General features: G+C 68.6%; 12 protein-coding genes. 1 reads left to right on the forward strand and 11 read right to left on the reverse strand.

The genetic code is table 11. From position 1 onward, the window contains the following. Positions 1–126 precede the first annotated feature (126 nt). From yjfF to WMF19_RS19270, 11 genes are all read right to left on the reverse strand, one after another. Positions 127–1176 carry a galactofuranose ABC transporter, permease protein YjfF gene (yjfF, locus tag WMF19_RS19220; protein ID WP_437900428.1) on the reverse strand — a complete coding sequence of 350 codons (1050 nt, stop codon included), beginning with the start codon at positions 1174–1176 and terminating at the stop codon, positions 127–129. Then, positions 1173–2231: an ABC transporter permease gene (locus WMF19_RS19225; protein WP_437900429.1), complete on the reverse strand. Its 1059-nt coding sequence runs from the start codon at positions 2229–2231 to the stop codon at positions 1173–1175. The genes yjfF and WMF19_RS19225 overlap by 4 nt, the downstream gene beginning before the upstream one ends. Then, on the reverse strand, positions 2228–3751 hold the full coding sequence (locus tag WMF19_RS19230; RefSeq protein WP_437900430.1) for a sugar ABC transporter ATP-binding protein: 1524 nt from the start codon (positions 3749–3751) through the stop codon (positions 2228–2230). The genes WMF19_RS19225 and WMF19_RS19230 overlap by 4 nt, the downstream gene beginning before the upstream one ends. A gap of 46 nt (positions 3752–3797) precedes the next feature. After that, positions 3798–4769, reverse strand: a complete 972-nt coding sequence (locus tag WMF19_RS19235) for an ABC transporter substrate-binding protein (protein WP_272098593.1) — start codon at positions 4767–4769, stop codon at positions 3798–3800. Positions 4770–4852: 83 nt separating this feature from the next. After that, the gene (locus tag WMF19_RS19240; protein ID WP_437900431.1) at positions 4853–5551 is read right to left on the reverse strand and encodes an L-ribulose-5-phosphate 4-epimerase; all 699 of its coding nucleotides are present in this window, start codon (positions 5549–5551) and stop codon (positions 4853–4855) included. Positions 5552–5560: 9 nt separating this feature from the next. Continuing rightward, positions 5561–7066 (reverse strand): L-arabinose isomerase, encoded by a 1506-nt coding sequence (gene araA / locus WMF19_RS19245; protein ID WP_437900432.1) that lies wholly within the window; start codon positions 7064–7066, stop codon positions 5561–5563. Positions 7067–7077: 11 nt separating this feature from the next. Beyond that, on the reverse strand, positions 7078–8772 hold the full coding sequence (locus WMF19_RS19250; RefSeq protein WP_437900433.1) for a ribulokinase: 1695 nt from the start codon (positions 8770–8772) through the stop codon (positions 7078–7080). A 313-nt stretch (positions 8773–9085) separates the two neighbouring features. Further along, positions 9086–9670 carry a hypothetical protein gene (locus WMF19_RS19255; protein ID WP_437900434.1) on the reverse strand — a complete coding sequence of 195 codons (585 nt, stop codon included), beginning with the start codon at positions 9668–9670 and terminating at the stop codon, positions 9086–9088. Next, positions 9649–11088, reverse strand: a complete 1440-nt coding sequence (locus WMF19_RS19260; RefSeq protein WP_437900435.1) for a M64 family metallopeptidase — start codon at positions 11086–11088, stop codon at positions 9649–9651. Before WMF19_RS19260 ends, WMF19_RS19255 begins: the two co-directional genes overlap by 22 nt. Before the next feature lie 70 nt (positions 11089–11158). Beyond that, positions 11159–12595 (reverse strand): DUF1552 domain-containing protein, encoded by a 1437-nt coding sequence (locus WMF19_RS19265; RefSeq protein WP_437900436.1) that lies wholly within the window; start codon positions 12593–12595, stop codon positions 11159–11161. Further along, positions 12592–14202, reverse strand: a complete 1611-nt coding sequence (locus tag WMF19_RS19270) for a DUF1592 domain-containing protein (protein WP_437900437.1) — start codon at positions 14200–14202, stop codon at positions 12592–12594. The genes WMF19_RS19265 and WMF19_RS19270 overlap by 4 nt, the downstream gene beginning before the upstream one ends. Before the next feature lie 925 nt (positions 14203–15127). Here WMF19_RS19270 and WMF19_RS19275 point away from each other — a divergent pair. After that, positions 15128–16180 (forward strand): LacI family DNA-binding transcriptional regulator, encoded by a 1053-nt coding sequence (locus tag WMF19_RS19275; RefSeq protein ID WP_437330048.1) that lies wholly within the window; start codon positions 15128–15130, stop codon positions 16178–16180. Positions 16181–16385 lie beyond the last annotated feature (205 nt).

Here is a 16385-nt window from a genome sequence, read left to right on the forward strand (position 1 = left end):
TCTCAGTTCCTTGTTGTGGACCCTTGAATTCCCGGGGGCTGCCGAAATGATCAATGAACGGGCACGAAAGTGCCTATCGGCGCCACACGGACCCTGGCGGAAGGAACGCCCTTCATCCCCCTCTTGTCACGCCGTACGGGCGCGTCGCTCGAAGATGCGCTGGAGCAGGCAGGCGACCAGGAGGAGCAGGCCGATGACGATCTTGGTCCACCAGGAGCTGAGCGTGCCCTCGAACATGATGAGGGTCTGGATGGTGCCGTAGATGAGCACACCGAACAGGGTGCCGACGACCGTACCATGGCCGCCGGTCAGCAGGGTCCCTCCGATGACGACGGCGGCGATGGCGTCCATCTCCATTCCGCCGGCGTGCAGCGCGTAGCCGGACACCATGTAGAACGTGAAGGCGACGCCCGCGAGCGCCGAGCAGAATCCGCTCCAGGTATAGATGAGCACCTTGGTCCGCGGCACCGGCAGGCCCATGAGCAGGGCGGATTGTTCGCTGCCGCCGATCGCATAGACGGTGCGGCCGAAGCTCGTGTAGTGGGCGATGTAGATGGCCGCGGCGAACAGCGCGAGCGCGATGACCACGTTCCAGGTGATCGAGGTGTCGAACAGGAACGGGATGCGGTGCGACGAGGCGTCGACGTAGAAACCGTTGTGGATCGTGATGGAGTCGATGCTGATGAGGTAACAGAGCCCGCGCGCAAGGAACATGCCCGCCAGGGTGACGATGAAGGGCTGCACCTTGAAGTACTGGATGACGACCCCCATGACGAGGCCGATGCCCGAGCCCATCGCCAGCACGAGCGGGATGACCACCGCAGGGCTCAAGCCGTGCTTCTCGACGAGCGACGCCGAGATCATCGTTGTCAGCGCGATGACCGAGCCGACCGAGAGGTCGATCCCGCCGGAGAGGATGACGAAGGTCATCCCGATGGCGCTGATCAAGAGAAACGCATTGTCGATGAAGAAGTTGAGGAACACCTGCAGCGAGAAGAAGCCCTTGAACAGGTACGACCCGGCCAAGAACATGAGCACGAACAGGCTGCAGGTGACCGCGAGCGGCAGGTGCCTCGGGTCGATCCGGACGGAGCGCCCGGTCGCAGTGGTGGTGCCGCTCCCTCCGGTCGCGGCGATGGTGCCGCTCCGTCCGGTCACGGCGGCGGTGTCGATCATGGTGTGACCACCCTCCTCGTCCGTTGCTTTGCGATGAGATCCCTGACCTTCTGCGATTGCACGATGGTGATCAGGAAGACGACGAGCGCCTTCACCACCAGGTTGACCTCCGGCGGCACACCGGCGGAGTAGATGGTGGTGGTGAGCGTCTGGATGATCAGGGCGCCGATGACGCTCCCCGCCAGCGTGAACTTGCCCCCGGAGAGCGACGTCCCGCCAAGGACCACGGCCAGGATGGCGTCCAGCTCGAAGAGGAGGCCCGCGTTGTTCCCGTCGGCGCTCTTGACGTTCGAGCTCACGATGAGCCCGGCGATGCCGGCGCACAGGCCGCACACGGCGTAACAGGCGAAGGTGATCGTGCGCGCGCGGATCCCGGCCAGCCGCGAGGCGACCGGGTTCACGCCGATCGCCTCGATGAACATGCCGAGCGCGGTCTTGCGGGTCAGCAGCCAGACGACGGCGCTCACGGCCGCCACGATGAACAGCGAGACCGGGATCCCCAGGAGGAAGCCGTTCCCGATGAAGTGATACGGGCTGTAGTAGATCGTGATGATCTGGCCGCCCGTGATGAGCTGGGCGATGCCTCGCCCCGTGACGAGGAGGATCAGGGTCGCGATGATCGGCTGCATGCCGAAGAGCGACACCAGCGCTCCGTTCCACATGCCGAGCGCCAGCGCCACGCCCAGCGCGCTCCAGACGACGATCGGCAGCGGAACACGCGTCGCGTCCGCCATGCCGGTCCCGCCGCTCGGCGAGAGCTCGCCGCCGATCAGCACCGCCGCGACCGCGCCGGAGATGGCCACGACCGCGCCGACGGAGATGTCGATGCCGCGGGTGGCGATCACCAGGGTGAGCCCCATGGCGATGATCATGAGCGGCGATGCGCGGTTCAGGATGTCGATGACGCTGCCGTAGAGGTGGCCGTCCTTGACCGTGATCGCGAAGAACTGCGGGTTGCTGACGAGGTTGAACAGCAGGAGGAAGCCGAGCATCGCCAGCGGCCAGAACGTGTTCCGGCTGGCGAGCCGGCGCAGGGAGGCGGCGGCCGCGCTCACGGCTGACCTCCCGCGATGATCTGGTAGACCGCCTGCTCGTCGGTCTTGGCCGTGGCGAGCTCCGCCACCTTGCGCCGGTCGCGCAGGACGACGACCTGGTCCGAGTAGCGCAGCGCCTCGGCCATCTCCGAGGAGACGATCACCACCGCCATGCCCCGATCGCAAAGATCCATGACCTGGCCCATGATCTCGCCCTTGGCCGCCACGTCGATGCCGCGGGTCGGCTCGTCGAGGATGAGCATGCGCGGATCGGTCACCAGCCAGCGAGCCAGGAGCGCCTTCTGCTGGTTGCCGCCGCTCAGCTTGGAGATGGGCACCTCCGCGTCGGCGGCCACGATGCCGAGCCGCTGGATGTAGCGGCGGGCGATGTCGTCCTGCTCGTCCCGGGACAGGTTGCGGAAGATGCCGCGCTTGGCCTGGAGGGCGACGACGATGTTCTCGCGCAGCGACAGGTCGCCGAGGATCCCCTCGACCTTCCGGTCCTCGGGGCAGAAGCCGAGGCCGCGCGCGATCGCGTCGAGCGGCGAGCCGATGCGCGCCGGCTCCCCGTCGATCTCGATGGATCCCTGGTCCGCCCCGTCGAGCCCGAACAGGAGCCGCACCGTCTCCGTCTTCCCGGCGCCCAGGAGGCCCGCGAGGCCCAGCGCTTCGCCGCGCTGCACATCGAGATCGACGTCGCTGACCGAGCCCTTCTTGCCGAGCCCTCGCGCCCGCAACAGGGGCGCTTGCCCGCCCGCCGACGTCGCCTCCCGCGCGCGCTCGGCCCGGGCCGGGCCGTCCTCCGCGACCTCGCGCCCGACCATCCGCGTGACGAGCTCCATGCGCGTCAGCTCGGCGGCCGGCGTCTCGCTGACCAGCTGACCGTTCCTCAGGACCGTGATCCGGTCGGAGATCTCGAACACCTGATCGAGGAAGTGCGAGATGAACAGGATCGCCATCCCCTGCGCCTTGAGGCGCTGGATGACCGAGAAGAGCGTCTTCACCTCGTCCTCGGCCAGGCTCGAGGTCGGCTCGTCGAGGACGAGGATCTTCGCCCGGGCGCAGAGCGCGCGGGCGATCGCGACGATCTGCTGCACGGCGATGGAGACGGTCGAGAGCGGCGCGGTGACGTCGACGTGGATGTTGAGGTCCGAGAGCAGGGCGCTCGCCTTCCGGCGCATCTCCCCCCACCGGATCGCGAACACGCCCGCATCCTCGCGCCCGAGGAAGATGTTCTCGGCCACGGAGAGGTTGGGGCAGAGGTTCACCTCCTGGAACACGGCGCTGATGCCGAGCGCCTGCGCGTCCTGGGGGCTCGAGGGCCGGATCTCCCGGCCCTCGAGAAGGATCTGCCCGTCATCCGGGGGGTGGACGCCGGTCAGGACCTTGACCAGCGTCGATTTGCCCGCGCCGTTCTGCCCCATGAGGGTGTGCACCTCCCCGGGCAGCATCCGAAAATCGACGGAAGAGAGCGCCTGTACGCCAGGAAATCCCTTGGAGATCCGCTTCATCTCGAGCACGGGCACGGCTCCGCTCTGCATCGCTCACGTCCTCCCCGGCGGCCTCCGCGTCGCCACCGTCACGCGCTCAGTACTTGCGCTTCGGGAACTCCTGGGCGGCGGTCTCCATCGGGAAGACGCCCTCCTCGGTGACGATGCGCTTCGGCAGCTGCTTGCCAGCCACCAGGTCCTTCACAGCGCTCATCAGCTGCGGCCCGAGGAGGGGGCTGCACTCGACCGTCACGTTCAGCTTGCCGGCCATCATCGCCTCGAACGCGCCCTTCACCGCGTCGATCGAGATGATGAGGATGTCCTTGCCGGGCTTGAGCCCCGCCTCCTCGATGGCCTGGATCGCGCCGATCGCCATGTCGTCGTTGTGGGCGTAGAGGACGTTGATGTTCTTGCCCTCCGCCTTGAGGAACGCCTCCATGACCTCCTTGCCCTTGGCGCGCGTGAAGTCGCCCGTCTGGGAGCGGAGGATCTTGAACTGGGGCTTGTCCTTGATGATCTCCTCGAACCCCTTCTTGCGATCGATCGCGGGGGCCGAGCCGACGGTGCCCTGCAGCTCGACGATGTTGATCGGGTCCTTCTGGTCCTTCGTCTTCTCGACCAGCCACTTCGCCGCGCGGCGGCCCTCCTCGACGAAGTCCGACCCCATGAAGCTGACCCAGAGGGTGTCGTCCTTCGTATCCACGGCGCGATCGGTCAGGATGACGGGGATCTTGGCCTCCTTGGCCTCGCGCAGGACGGGCTCCCAGCCGGTCTCGACCACCGGCGAGAAGGCGATGACGTCGACCTTCTGTGCGATGAACGACCGGATGGCCTTGATCTGGTTCTCCTGCTTCTGCTGCGCGTCGGAGAGCTTGAGGTCGATCCCGGCCGCCTTGGCGGACTCCTCGATCGACTTGGTGTTCGCCGTCCGCCACTCGCTCTCCGCGCCGATCTGGGAGAACCCGAGCGTGATCTGCTTATTTTCCTTTTGACAGCCCGGCCCGACCACGATCAGCGCCAGCCCTGCCAGCGCCATCATCCCCGTGGTGACAAAGTTTCGCCTCTTCATCGCGCAGCTCGTCTCCTCTCGTCCGTCGCCTCGTCCCATGAGGCACCTCGCTCATCCTCGCCGTCGTCCCCCGACGTACGGCGTCACTTCTGCCCGTAGTACGCCTTTTTCCCGTGCTTCCGGTCGAAGTGCTTGCGCACGAGCGCGTCGGGCAGGCGAGCGGCGCCCGGGTGGATCGTGCGGGTGATGAACGCCATCCTCGCGATCTCCTCGAGCACCGCCGCATTGTACACCGCCTTCTCGGCGTCCTCTCCCCACGCGAACGGGCCGTGTCCCGCCACCAGCACCATGGGTGTGTGAAGCGGGTTACGATCCCTGAAGCACTCGATGATCTGCTTCCCCGTCTCCGTCTCGTAGTCGCCCTCCACGGCGTCCGGCCGCATCACCTCGGTGCAGGGTACGTCCTCGGCCAGGTGATCCGCGTGCGTCGTACCGTAGATCGGGATCGGCGTGCCTGTCTGCGCCCAACCGGTCGCGTAGGTCGAGTGCGTGTGCACCACGCCACCAAGCCCGCGGAAGCTCGCGTAGAGGACGATATGCGTCCTGGTGTCCGAGGAGGGGCGGAGGCGTCCCTCCACCACCTTCCCCTCCAGATCGACCACGACCATGTCGTCGGCCGACAGCCGATCGTAAGGGACACCGCTGGGCTTGATCGCCAGGACGCCCCTGTCGCGATCGAACGCCGAGACGTTGCCGAACGTGTAGATCGCGAGCCCCCGGCGCGGGATCTCCATGTTCGCCGTGAAGGCGCGCTCGCGCAGCTCTCGATAGATCGCGCTCACGTCATGGCCTCAGTGCGCCAGCCGGTAGGCGAGATCGTTCCAGCGGAGCTCGTTCTTGAGCGCGCGGATCTCGGTCCCTTCGCCGATGCGGACCAGCTCCACGCCGGCGATGGAGGCGAAGTCCTCCACGTGCGCCATCGTCACGGCGCGGCTGTAGGCGCAGTGATGGGCGCCTCCAGCCAGGATCCACGCCTCGCAGGCGAGCCTGAAATCGGGCTTCGGGATCCACACCGCGCGCGCCACGGGCAGCTTCGGCATCGCCCTCTCGGGCGGCACCGACTCGAGCTCGTTGGCGACGATCCGCATGCGGCCGCCCATGTCGATCATGGCAACGTTCACAGCGGGCCCGGCGCCGGCGTCGAAGACGAGCCGGCACGGGTCCCCCTTGCCGCCGATCGAGAGCGGGTGGATCTCCAGCGACGGCCTCCCGGAGGAGATCGAGGGACAGATCTCCAGCATGTGGGCGCCGAGGACGCGCTCTTGCCCCGGGACCAGGTGATACGTGTAGTCCTCCATGAAGGAGACGCCGCCGCGCAGGCCCGTCGCCATGACCTTCAGGGCGCGGACCAGGCCGCAGGACTTCCAGTCGCCCTCCGCCCCGAAGCCGTAGCCGTCGGCCATGAGCCGCTGCACCGCGAGGCCGGGGAGCTGCTTGAGCCCGTGCAGATCCTCGAAGGTGGTGGTGAAGCCGCCGAAGCCGCCCTCCTTCAGGAAGGAGCGCATCGCCGCTTCCTGCCGCGCCGCGTACCGCAGGTCGCCGTGGCGATCTCCGCCCCTCCTCAGGGCGGGGGCGATGGTGTACGCCTCGTCGTACTCCGCCACGAGGCGATCGACCTCGCGCTCGTCGACGTCGGCGATGCGCCCCACGAGATCGCCCACGCCATAGCCGTTCACCGACCAGCCGAACTTGACCTGCGCCTCGACGCGGTCGCCGCCGGTGACGGCCACCTCTCTCATGTTCATGCCGCCGAAGCGCGCGATCTTGAGCCGCCGCCCGTCGAGGATGGCGCAGGCGGCGCGCGCCCAGATGTCGAGCTTCGCGAGGACGTCGCCGTCCGTCCAGTGGCCGACGATGACCCTCCGGTCGATGCGCAGGCGAGCGCCGATGTACCCGAACTCGCGGTCCCCGTGGGCCGACTGGTTCAGGTTCATGAAGTCCATATCGATGCTGTCCCAGGGCAGCTCGCGGCCGTACTGCGTGTGCAGGTGCGCGATCGGCTTCTCCAGGCGCTTGAGCCCCGCGATCCACATCTTCGCGGGCGAGAACGTGTGCATCCACGTGATCACGCCGGCGCACCGCGGCGACGCGTTGGCCTCGCGACAGACGGCGAGGATCGCCTCGGAGCTCTTGAGCGTCGGCTTCCAGACGACCCTGACCGGGAGCTGGCCCGAGGCGTCGAGGGACGCGGCGATCTCCCGCGCGTGTTCGGCGACCTGCTTCAGCGCCTCCTCACCGTAGAGGTCTTGACTGCCGGTCAAGAACCACACCTCGAAGCCTTCTCGAAGATCCTGCATCGCGATCCCGCTCATTGCGTCAACTCCCTCTCCACGAACGATCCCAGCGCGACATAATCCCGGTACAGCGCGTCATAGAGCCTGGCGCGCTCGGGATCCGGCAGATACCGGGCCTCGGTCCCAGACGACATCGCGCGCTGCGCGTCCTCGACCGTGGCGTGCAGGCCGGCGGCGGTCGCGGCGAACATCGCCGCGCCCAGCGCGACCGGCTGCTCGCCGGCGCGGACCTCGACGGTCATGTCGAGCACGTCCGAGAGGACCTGCATGGTGAGGGGGCTCTTTCGCGCGACGCCGCCGACACCGATGATGCCGTCGATGCGGAGCCCCTCGGATCGGAAGCGCTCGACGATGGCGCGCGATCCGAACGCGATCCCCTCCACGAGCGCGCGGTAGATCCGCGGGGCGTCCGTGCCCAGATCGAGGCCGACGATGGCGCCCTTGAGCCGCTGGTCCGCGTCCGGGGTCCTGCGCCCGTTCAGCCAGTCGAGCGCCAGCACGGAGCTCCGCGCCGGCGGGATCTCCGAGGCCGCCCGCTCCAGCTCGGGGATGATCCGCTCGATCGCCGCATCGGCGAGCGTCACGTCGGCCAGCGTCGTCCGGAGCGAATGGCCCTCGCCGGGCAGGGCAGGGAGGATGGCGAGGAGCGGCCAGCTGAGGAGCTGCTTGAACCAGGCGAAGACGTCGCCGAACGCGGACTGCCCTGCTTCGTAGCCGACCGCGCCCGGGAGGATCGAGCCGTCGACCTGGCCGCAGATCCCGGCGACGAGGACCTCCGGCGCGCCGGTCTTCGGGATGACGAGCATATCGCACGTGCTCGTGCCCATGACCTTGAGCAGGCGGTTCGGCTGGATGTTGCCGCCGACCGCGCCCATGTGCGCATCGAAGGCGCCGACGGCGACGACGACGTTGTCCGGGATACCGAGCGTCGCGGCCCAACCGGGCGAGATCGTCCCGAAGGGCACGTCCGCGGTCCAGGTCTGCGATCCGAGGGTGGCCTTGATGGCGGGCAGGCGCGGATTGAGCCTCGCCAGGAACTCGTTCGAGGGATAACCGTCGAACTCCGGGTGCCACATCGCCTTGTGCCCGGCGGCGCAGCGGCTCCGGCGGATCTGCCTGAGGTCGTCGGTGCCGGTCAGGACGGCGGGGATCCAGTCGCAGTGCTCCAGGACGGTGACCGCCGCGCGCGCGACCGCCGGATTGGTCTCGATGACGTGGAGCGCCTTGGCCCAGAACCACTCGGACGAGTACACGCCGCCTTCGTACTTCGTGTAGTCCACACCGCCCCAGGTCCGGGCGACGCTGTTGATCCGCGCCGCCTCGGCCACCGCGGTGTGGTCCTTCCAGAGGATGAACATCGCGTCCGGGTCCTCCTCGAAGCCAGGGCAGAGCGATAGCGGTCTGCCCTTCGCGTTGGCCAGGACCGGCGTGGATCCGGTGGTGTCGACCGCGATCCCGCGCACCTGCGCGGCGACGTCGCTGCCCGCCTGGTCCAGCGCCGCGCGGACGGACGCCTCCATGGCATGCAGGTAGTCGAGCGGATGCTGGCGGAACCGGTGCGCGCGCGCGTCGCAATAGAGGCCCTGCGCCCAGCGAGGGTAGGGCGCGACCGAGGCCCCCGCGAGCTCGCCGTTCCGCGCGTCCGCGACGACCGCGCGCACGGAGTCGGTGCCGAAATCGATCCCGATGACGAATGTTCCCTTGAGCATGACGACCCGTTGGCCGGGCGAAGCCAGTTAAGGATGTGCCCCGCGTTCAATGTGAACGTTCACAATGTGGCTGTCAATCATAATCTACTGGAACGCGACGCTTCTAAGGTCCCGGAGGATGAACCAGGCTGCAACTCTCCTCTCGTGCGGTTAGGCCGGGGAGGGGACGATGGGCCGCTGGCTGGAGCGACCGCGACCGCGACCACGACCACGACCACGACCACGACCGACGTGAACGTTCACGTGGTGGCCGATGGTGGAGTGGAGGGGGGCGTGACCGAAGGAGCTTGGCTGATGCTTCGGGGGACGCGGCTCAGCCGCCTTCGAGGCAGATCCTGCGAACGAAGCGCCTGACGGTCGAGGCGCGATGCTCGGCGTAGTAGCCCTCCGCCGCCGCTCTCGACGACTCGCCCGGCGCGGCGAGGCAGTCTGCGATGATCTCGTAGCCGTCCTGGAGATGGTTCGGGTCGCCGGGATGCGTGCGACGATATTCGTGCACGAGCTCCCGCATGCGCGCGCCGTTCCGCGCGCTCATCGCGTCGTTCAGCAGCCCGATCAGGCCGTTCTCATGCTGTATCTCGACGTGGCGCTGCGTGATGGGGTGGGGGTGGGCGGGGCCTTCGTGTCGGTCGTCGGGGCTCGGACCGATGACGGGCAGGTCGTCGATCGCCGCGGCGAGCGTGGTGCTGCGGGCCGACGCCAGCGGTTCGGTCGACCCACGGCGCGACGTTGCCTCGCGCGGCGCCTCCTCTCGCGACGTCTCCTGGCGGGATGAAGGGAGCCGCCGCGCGTCGGGCTCTCGAGAGCGATGCACGAGGTAAAGCGCCGCGCCGAGGAGCAGCAGCGCGGCGACGGACCCGCGCCTGCGCGCCGACCTCACGGGATCGTCACGGTCCACGTCACCGTCTCTTGCGAGCGGGGCCAGTTGTCGCGACCCCAGCAGGGATCGTAGTAGCGGGGATCGGTCGAAGGAGGAGGGTCCAGGCACTCGCCGCTGCGGTAGCGCACCAGCTCTTCGCCGGCGTTGTCGTAGGCCCTGGCGACGATGGTGTGGGTGCCCGAAGCGAGGCCCGCCGCGGCGACGTTGTAGACGGGTCCGCCGTCCGTCGCGATCACCTCGCCGTCGAGCGTCCAGTCCACGCTGATGACGTCGGGATCGATCACGTCGAGCGCGAGCGTCTCCGGATCCGTGACGGCCCCTGCGGGCGGATCGGCCGAGTCGATCGGCCTGACGCGCATCCAGATGTCCATGATCATCTTCTCGCGCGAGACCGGATTGAAGCTCGTGTTCTTGTTGTCTCCGAACAGGCTGTTCATCATCGAGTTCGAGGACGGGCGGTACTGCCCGCCATCGACGTAGCGGCTGCCGATGAACGTGCCCTGCACGCCCGTGGCGTCGGCGGCGTCGTACTCCAGCCACTTGTCCCACTTGCCCGCCGTCGTCGCGCAGTTGCCCGTGCTGTTCACCTCGACGTACTCCGTGCCCCTGCCGCTGCACATGTTCGCGCCGCAGGCGGAGCCCGTCGCCTTGGCGCAGTACTCGTCGGCGAGCTGATGGAAGCCGTGGCCGCCTTCGTGCAGGGCCGCTCCGGCGGCGTCCCCGTGCGCGCCGGACCAGAGCATCCAGGCCGAGCCCGTGTTCCACCAGCGATCGTTGTTCAACACGATGGCGTGCCAGTCGACCTCGAAGTCCTCGGGGAGGTTCGCCTTGAGCGCCTGATCCGCCTTGCGGGTGTCGCACTCTGCGAGGCGGCTCTCGTCGTCGCCCGTGCAGCCGAGCGCTCCAGGGATGCCGTTCGAGGGGCTCACCAGCTTGACGGCGCAGATGTTGACGAACTTGCGATACCTGCCGTACGGCTCGCCGATCGGGCTGCTGAACCGCTTGGCCATCGCCTCCTCGATGTGCTCGATGTACGTGGTGTTCACGGTCGTGGCGTCGTAGCCGTCGCCCACGATGACGTAGTTGACGCGGTTTTCAGGTGGCCCCGCGCTCTCGATGGCCACGCCGTTCGCGCCGCAGTCGAGCACGTAAGCGGGGCCGCCTCCTCCTGTGCCGCCGGGCACGAAGCTCCCCCCGGCGCCCGTGCCGGTGGACCCGCTCTGTGCTGCGCCGCCCGCGCCGCCTGCGCCGCCCGAGCCCGGAGCTCCGCTGCCCGTTGCTCCGCCGCCGGCGGAGCCGCCCGACGCAGAGGTGCCGCTCTCCGACGTGCCGCCGCCGTCGGTCGTCGCCGCGGGGCTGTCCGGTGCCTCGCCGCAGGCGCAGAGCGCCACCAGGCTCAAGGCGTGCAGGTTGCAGATCGACTTCGTCCTCTTCACCTCACGACCCCTCGCAGGCGGCGTCTACGCGCGGCTCGGCTCTACCGTATCCGATCTCCGAGGCCCACGGTCACCCGAACAGCCCCTCGATCGCCGAGGTCCGCTGGTCCTTGTCCCCCATCACGAGATCCGGTGCCCCGAAGGAGGCCGCGATCGCCATCCACAGGTCGTTGGTGGAGCGGCCGCCGCGGTTGCCGTTGTTCCACACCTGCCCGCCGCGCAGCTTGGTTCCCTCGCCGCCGAACAGCACCCACGCCATCTTGTCCCAGTTGTGATGCCGCGTGCCGACCTCCGTGATGTACGGGACCAGCGTGGTGTCGAGCAGCGTCCCGCCCGTCACGTCCTTGGTCTCCGCGAGCTCCTTCAGGAAGCCGGCGACGTAGCCGGCGTAGAACTCTTCCACCCGCGTGAGGAACTCGAGCGTGTCGGGCGTATCGGGATCGTGGCTCGTTGTGTGGTGCACCTTGAAGATGGAGGAGTTGGGGGGCCACAGCTCGCCGAAGCTCACGTGGTTCGTGCCAGGGGACCACTGGTACGTGACCACGCGCGTCAGGTCGCAGCGGAACGCGGCCTTGATCACGGCGAAGTGGAGCGCGCCGATGCGCGCGTGCTTCACGTCGTCGCGCTCCGAGACGACGTGCGAGCCGCCGTAGGGATCGATGTGCCCGCTCACCTGGATGACCTCGGGCTCCTGGGGCATGCCGCAGGTCGCGGGATCCCTCGGGTCCGCGTCGAACTCCGCCTCCACCTCGCGGATGGCGGCGGCGTGCCCCTCCAGCGCCTCTCGCTGGGAGCTCGGCGCGAGGCTCTGAAGGCGCTTCAGGTCCTTCATCGCGAAGTCCAGCACGCTCTTCTTCTGCAGGCGCGCCCGCGCCAGCGCATCCAGGTTGTCGTTCGTCGGGCCGCCCGGCATCAGCGTGCCGAACACCCGCCGGTACACCTCTTGCGGCTGGTAGTAGGGCGTCATCGGCGCCCGCGCGCCCGAATAGGACATGTGGCGGGTCGACACCTCGGGCGTGTCGGCGCGGTTGTCGCAGGACACCTGGAGCGACGCGATGGGCGTGCCCTGGAGCTCGGCCGACTGCTTCACGAGCAGCTGGTCGATGCTCGGCGCCTCGGCCATCGGATCGTCGCCGCCGTTGCCCGGGTACAGCTGCTTGGTCCGCGTCCCCGTGCACATCAGCACCGTCCCGCGCTCGTGGCCGCCGCCGACGGACCCCTCGTGCGGCAGCTTCAGGTCGCGCATCACGACCATCCGAGACTTCATGGCCTCGAACGGGGTCAGGATGCGGGAGAGCGTGAAGTTGGTCCCGTTGCCTTGCGGCCAGTAGTTCTCGTACACGGTGCCCACGGGGCGCTGCACGATCAGCAGGCGCCTCGGGGGCGCCGCGCCCTCCGCGGCCGACTCGAGGCCCTTGAGCACCGTGACGAGACCCGCGGCGGCGCCGATGCCTTGCAGGAAGCGGCGGCGAGACCATCCATAAGAAAGGTTGTAGCCCACGGTCATTCCTCCTTGGCGCGCTCGGTCAGCGCGGACGACGTCACGATGCCTTTCACGACGTTGGCCAGCGTCCGCTGGCCCTCTGGCAGCGCCTCGATCACGCGTCCGACCTGACAGTCGCGGACCCCGAGCGTCTCATCGTCCGTGCCGTAGGTCAGCAGGTGCCGCGTGATGCAGGCGGCGAACCCGTCGTTCTGCGCGACGGCCTCGGCGAACTCGACGGCGCTCGCGTAGCTCCCCGCGACCTCGGCGATGTTGCCCAGGTTGACGCGCGCGTCGATCGGCTCCCCATCGAGGGTGTCGCGGTACCGGCCGACCGGATCGTAGTTCTCGAGCAGCAGGCCGAACGCGTCGAACTGGGCGTGACACGCGGCGCAGGTGGAGTTCGCGGCGCGCGCGTCGGCGCGCTCGCGCTCGGTCATGTCGGCCTCGAGCAGCTCCTTGATCGCGTCCGAGAGCGACTCCGGGGGCGACGGGATCTTCCCGAGGCAGAGCAGGGCGCCGCGCACGAAGAGCCCTCGCGCCACCACGCTCGTGTTGTCGGTCCGGGCCAGCGCCGCGAGCAGGCCGGGCTGCGTGAGGATCCCGGCGCGCTCGTCGGCCGGCAGCTCGACCTTGCTGAACTCCTCCGGGCTCGATCCCGTGTGCTCCACGCCGTAGACCTTCGCGAGCACGCCGTTCACGAACGTCTCCCTCGTGGTGAGCAGCTCCGACACGTCCGCTCCGCGGTTCCACAGGAGGTCGTCCACGAGCAGCTCGGTCTCGTGGAACATGCTCGCCTGGAGCGCGGGGGTGTACTCGGGGAAGAGCCCCGGATCCTTCACCGTGCCGAAGAGGTTGCTGAGCCCCCACGCCGCGATCAGCGTGGTGTTCAGGCTGCTGCGCGTCTCGGGTTTATCGAGGAGGCGCTCGGCCTGGCGCGCCAGCTCCTCCGGATCGTTCAGGGCACCGGAGTCGGCGGCGGCGGCGAGCTCCTCGTCCGGCAGGCTGTCCGTCAAGAAGAACGAGAGCTCGCTCGCGACCTCGTGCGCGGCGAGCTTCACCACGTCGCCGTCGGCGTCGCCGCCGAGCTCGGTGCGGTAGGAGAACGAGGGGGACGCGATGAGCGCCTCGAGCGCGAGCGAGACGCCCCGCTCGTAGCTCGTCTCCTTCCCGAGCGCATAGACCGACCACAGGTTGTCGAGCTCCGCCTGGTCCACGGGCCGGCGGAACGCTCGTTGCGCGAACTTCGTCAGAAACGTCTTGGCGCAGGCGTCGTCCCCGTCGGGGGCGCACCCCGTCACCTGCTCGAAGCGCCCCGAGATGCTCTCGGCCGCGTAGGCAGCCCTCGCGAGCCGCGTATGCACAAGGGAGGTCCCCACGACAAGGCCCTTCTTGGCAAACGGCTTCGTCCGCGCGTCCGGCGCCTGCTCCGCCTCGATGGCCTCGTCCCCCAGGAGACCGCGGATGGCGTTGATGAACTGAAGGTCGGCGAGCAGCACGACCCGTCGTTCGAGCCGCGGGTTGCACACGGCGTCTCCGCCGCCCGAGGAGCTCGTGCCCCCGCCCGTCGGGTTCGCGCCGGCGCCCGAGGAGACGCCCGAGGAGCTCGAGTTGCCGCCGATATCACCCACGCACCCTGCAACGAGGAGCGAAGTGCACGCGGCCGCTCGCAGCAGCCGGGAGGCCGCCCCGCTGTGAGTGAATGTTTCCACCTTCCATCGATCACGCGCGGCGTTCGGGCCGCTATCGTGAGTGGAAGATTTCATGGCTCCTGCTGCGCGACCTCGGCCATCGAGCCACCTTGGCGCTTTGCGGGGCGCGCGCCCCAAGGCGGCGGCCAATAAAGAAGATAATTTCACACGATCCCTCCTGTGAGTCCGCCCTTGTGTGAAAAAGTGCCTTGCTGACGTCCGGGACTGCGCTAGATGATCTGGCGCCGCACCGCGTAACACCTTCACGAACCGCCGCTGCCGCGCGGGCCGACCCTGGTTGGCCGTGGCGTGTGAGGCGAGCGCACGGCGCAGCAGGTCAGACCCGCCGCCTCTCCCCGCGCTGACATCGATGACGAATGCCCCGCTGCATAGACGTACGACGACGACCTAGCGGGCGCAATGCCTAAGGATGTTCCCCGAATTGTGAGCGTTCACATCTCTCGTGTCAACTGGAATCGGCTGGTGCCCCAACGATTCCTGAACCGGTTGAGTACGAGCGCCAGCGGCGTTCCTCCGAAGCCCGCCCTCCAGGGGAGGAGGGGCCGGGCTGTGGACCTGATCGACGGGGCCACGCTCGCCGGCGGCGGCCGGCATGCCGTTCGCATAGGCCAGATGTGAGAGCCGGCGTGAAATCTGCGGGATCGATCGTGGGCCCACCGGGAATGGCATCTACGACGACGAACAGCGTCGGTGCCGCGCTCGATCCCGATGGCGACGATCCCCGGCGCGCACCCGTCCAGTGACGCGAAAGCCGAGTGAAATGAAGAACTCCGACCAGTATGTGAACGCTCACATTGAAGAACTCCGTTCCAATCGACCGCCCCGCGACTATCCTCCCGCGCCGATGGCTGACAAATCTCTTCCGGAGCGCCGCGTCAAGAGGGGCGGCGGGCGGCGGGCCGCGGTCATGGTCGACGTGGCCAAGCTCGCTGGCGTCTCCTATCAGACGGTCTCGCGGGTCCTGCACGACAGCCCCCACGTGCGCCGCGACACGAGGGAGCGGGTGCTGGATGCGATCCGGCAGCTCGACTACCGGCCGAGCTCGGTGGCGCAGGCGCTCGTCACCGGCCGGTCGCGGACGCTCGGTGTGGTCAGCTTCGACACGACGCTCTACGGTCCGGCGTCGACGCTCCTGGGGCTCGAGGAGGCGGCGCACGACGCGGGTTATGGCGTGAGCATCGCCAGTTTGAAGTCGTTCAGCCGAGCGCCGGTGCTGGAGGCCGTGCAGCGGCTGCGCGACCAGGGGGCCGACGGCATCGTCGTGATCGCCCCGCAGCGGTCGGCGGTAGACGCGCTGCGGCACGTCACCTCCGATGTGCCGGTGGTCGCTGTCGAGGGCGGTCCGGACGACTCGGTGCCGGTGGTCGCGGTCGACCAGCACGAGGGCGCCGCGTCCGCGACCCGCCACTTGCTCGACCTGGGCCACAAGACCGTATGGCACATCGCCGGCCCGACCGACTGGCTCGAGGCCGACCAGCGCATCGACGGCTGGCGCTCGGCGCTGCAGGCGGCCGGCGCCGAGATCCCGCCGCTCCTGCGGGGCGACTGGAGCGCGCGCTCCGGCTACGAGCTCGCCCCGCAGCTGACGCGCACGCCGGGCGTGACGGCCGTGTTCGTGGCCAATGACCAGATGGCGCTCGGCCTCCTCCGCTTCCTCCACGAGAGCGGGCGCGAGACGCCGCGGGACATCAGCATCGTCGGCTTCGACGACATCCCGGAGGCGGCCTACTTCACGCCGCCGCTCACCACGGTCCGCCAGGACTTCTCCGAGCTCGGGCGCCGGTGCCTCCACGTCCTGCTCGGGCAGATCGAGAGCGGCCAGCGCTCGTGGTCGCGGGTCGTGGTCGAGACCGAGCTCGTTGTGCGCAAGAGCACGGCCGTCCCCCGGCGCCGCTGAGACCGCTCTACCGTACCGGCTCCGTGATGTGTTCACGGACCGGGCCGTCAGCGGGCAAGCCAGGGATAACGAGCTTGGCTGCCGCTCGAAGCGCAAAGTTGCTTCATGATTGCAACATGCGCTGTCGATGCACGTTTCCTCTCAGCTGGGAACTTGAGATGTAGCAGGCTTCGCGCGCGTGTCGTGATCACTTCCAGGCGTGGCG

It is taken from the genome of Sorangium sp. So ce124 (assembly GCF_051525235.1).
Taxonomy (GTDB): domain Bacteria; phylum Myxococcota_A; class Polyangia; order Polyangiales; family Polyangiaceae; genus Sorangium; species Sorangium atrum.

Bases quoted from the DNA above. Each gene is read 5' to 3' on its own strand.
- WMF19_RS19265 (WP_437900436.1), bottom strand. From the start codon at position 12,595: ATGACCGTGGGCTACAACCTTTCTTATGGATGGTCTCGCCGCCGCTTC.
- yjfF (WP_437900428.1), bottom strand. From the start codon at position 1,176: ATGATCGACACCGCCGCCGTGACCGGACGGAGCGGCACCATCGCCGCG.
- araA (WP_437900432.1), bottom strand. From the start codon at position 7,066: ATGCAGGATCTTCGAGAAGGCTTCGAGGTGTGGTTCTTGACCGGCAGT.
- WMF19_RS19235 (WP_272098593.1), bottom strand. From the start codon at position 4,769: ATGAAGAGGCGAAACTTTGTCACCACGGGGATGATGGCGCTGGCAGGG.
- WMF19_RS19275 (WP_437330048.1), top strand. From the start codon at position 15,128: ATGGCTGACAAATCTCTTCCGGAGCGCCGCGTCAAGAGGGGCGGCGGG.
- WMF19_RS19230 (WP_437900430.1), bottom strand. From the start codon at position 3,751: ATGCAGAGCGGAGCCGTGCCCGTGCTCGAGATGAAGCGGATCTCCAAG.
- WMF19_RS19250 (WP_437900433.1), bottom strand. From the start codon at position 8,772: ATGCTCAAGGGAACATTCGTCATCGGGATCGATTTCGGCACCGACTCC.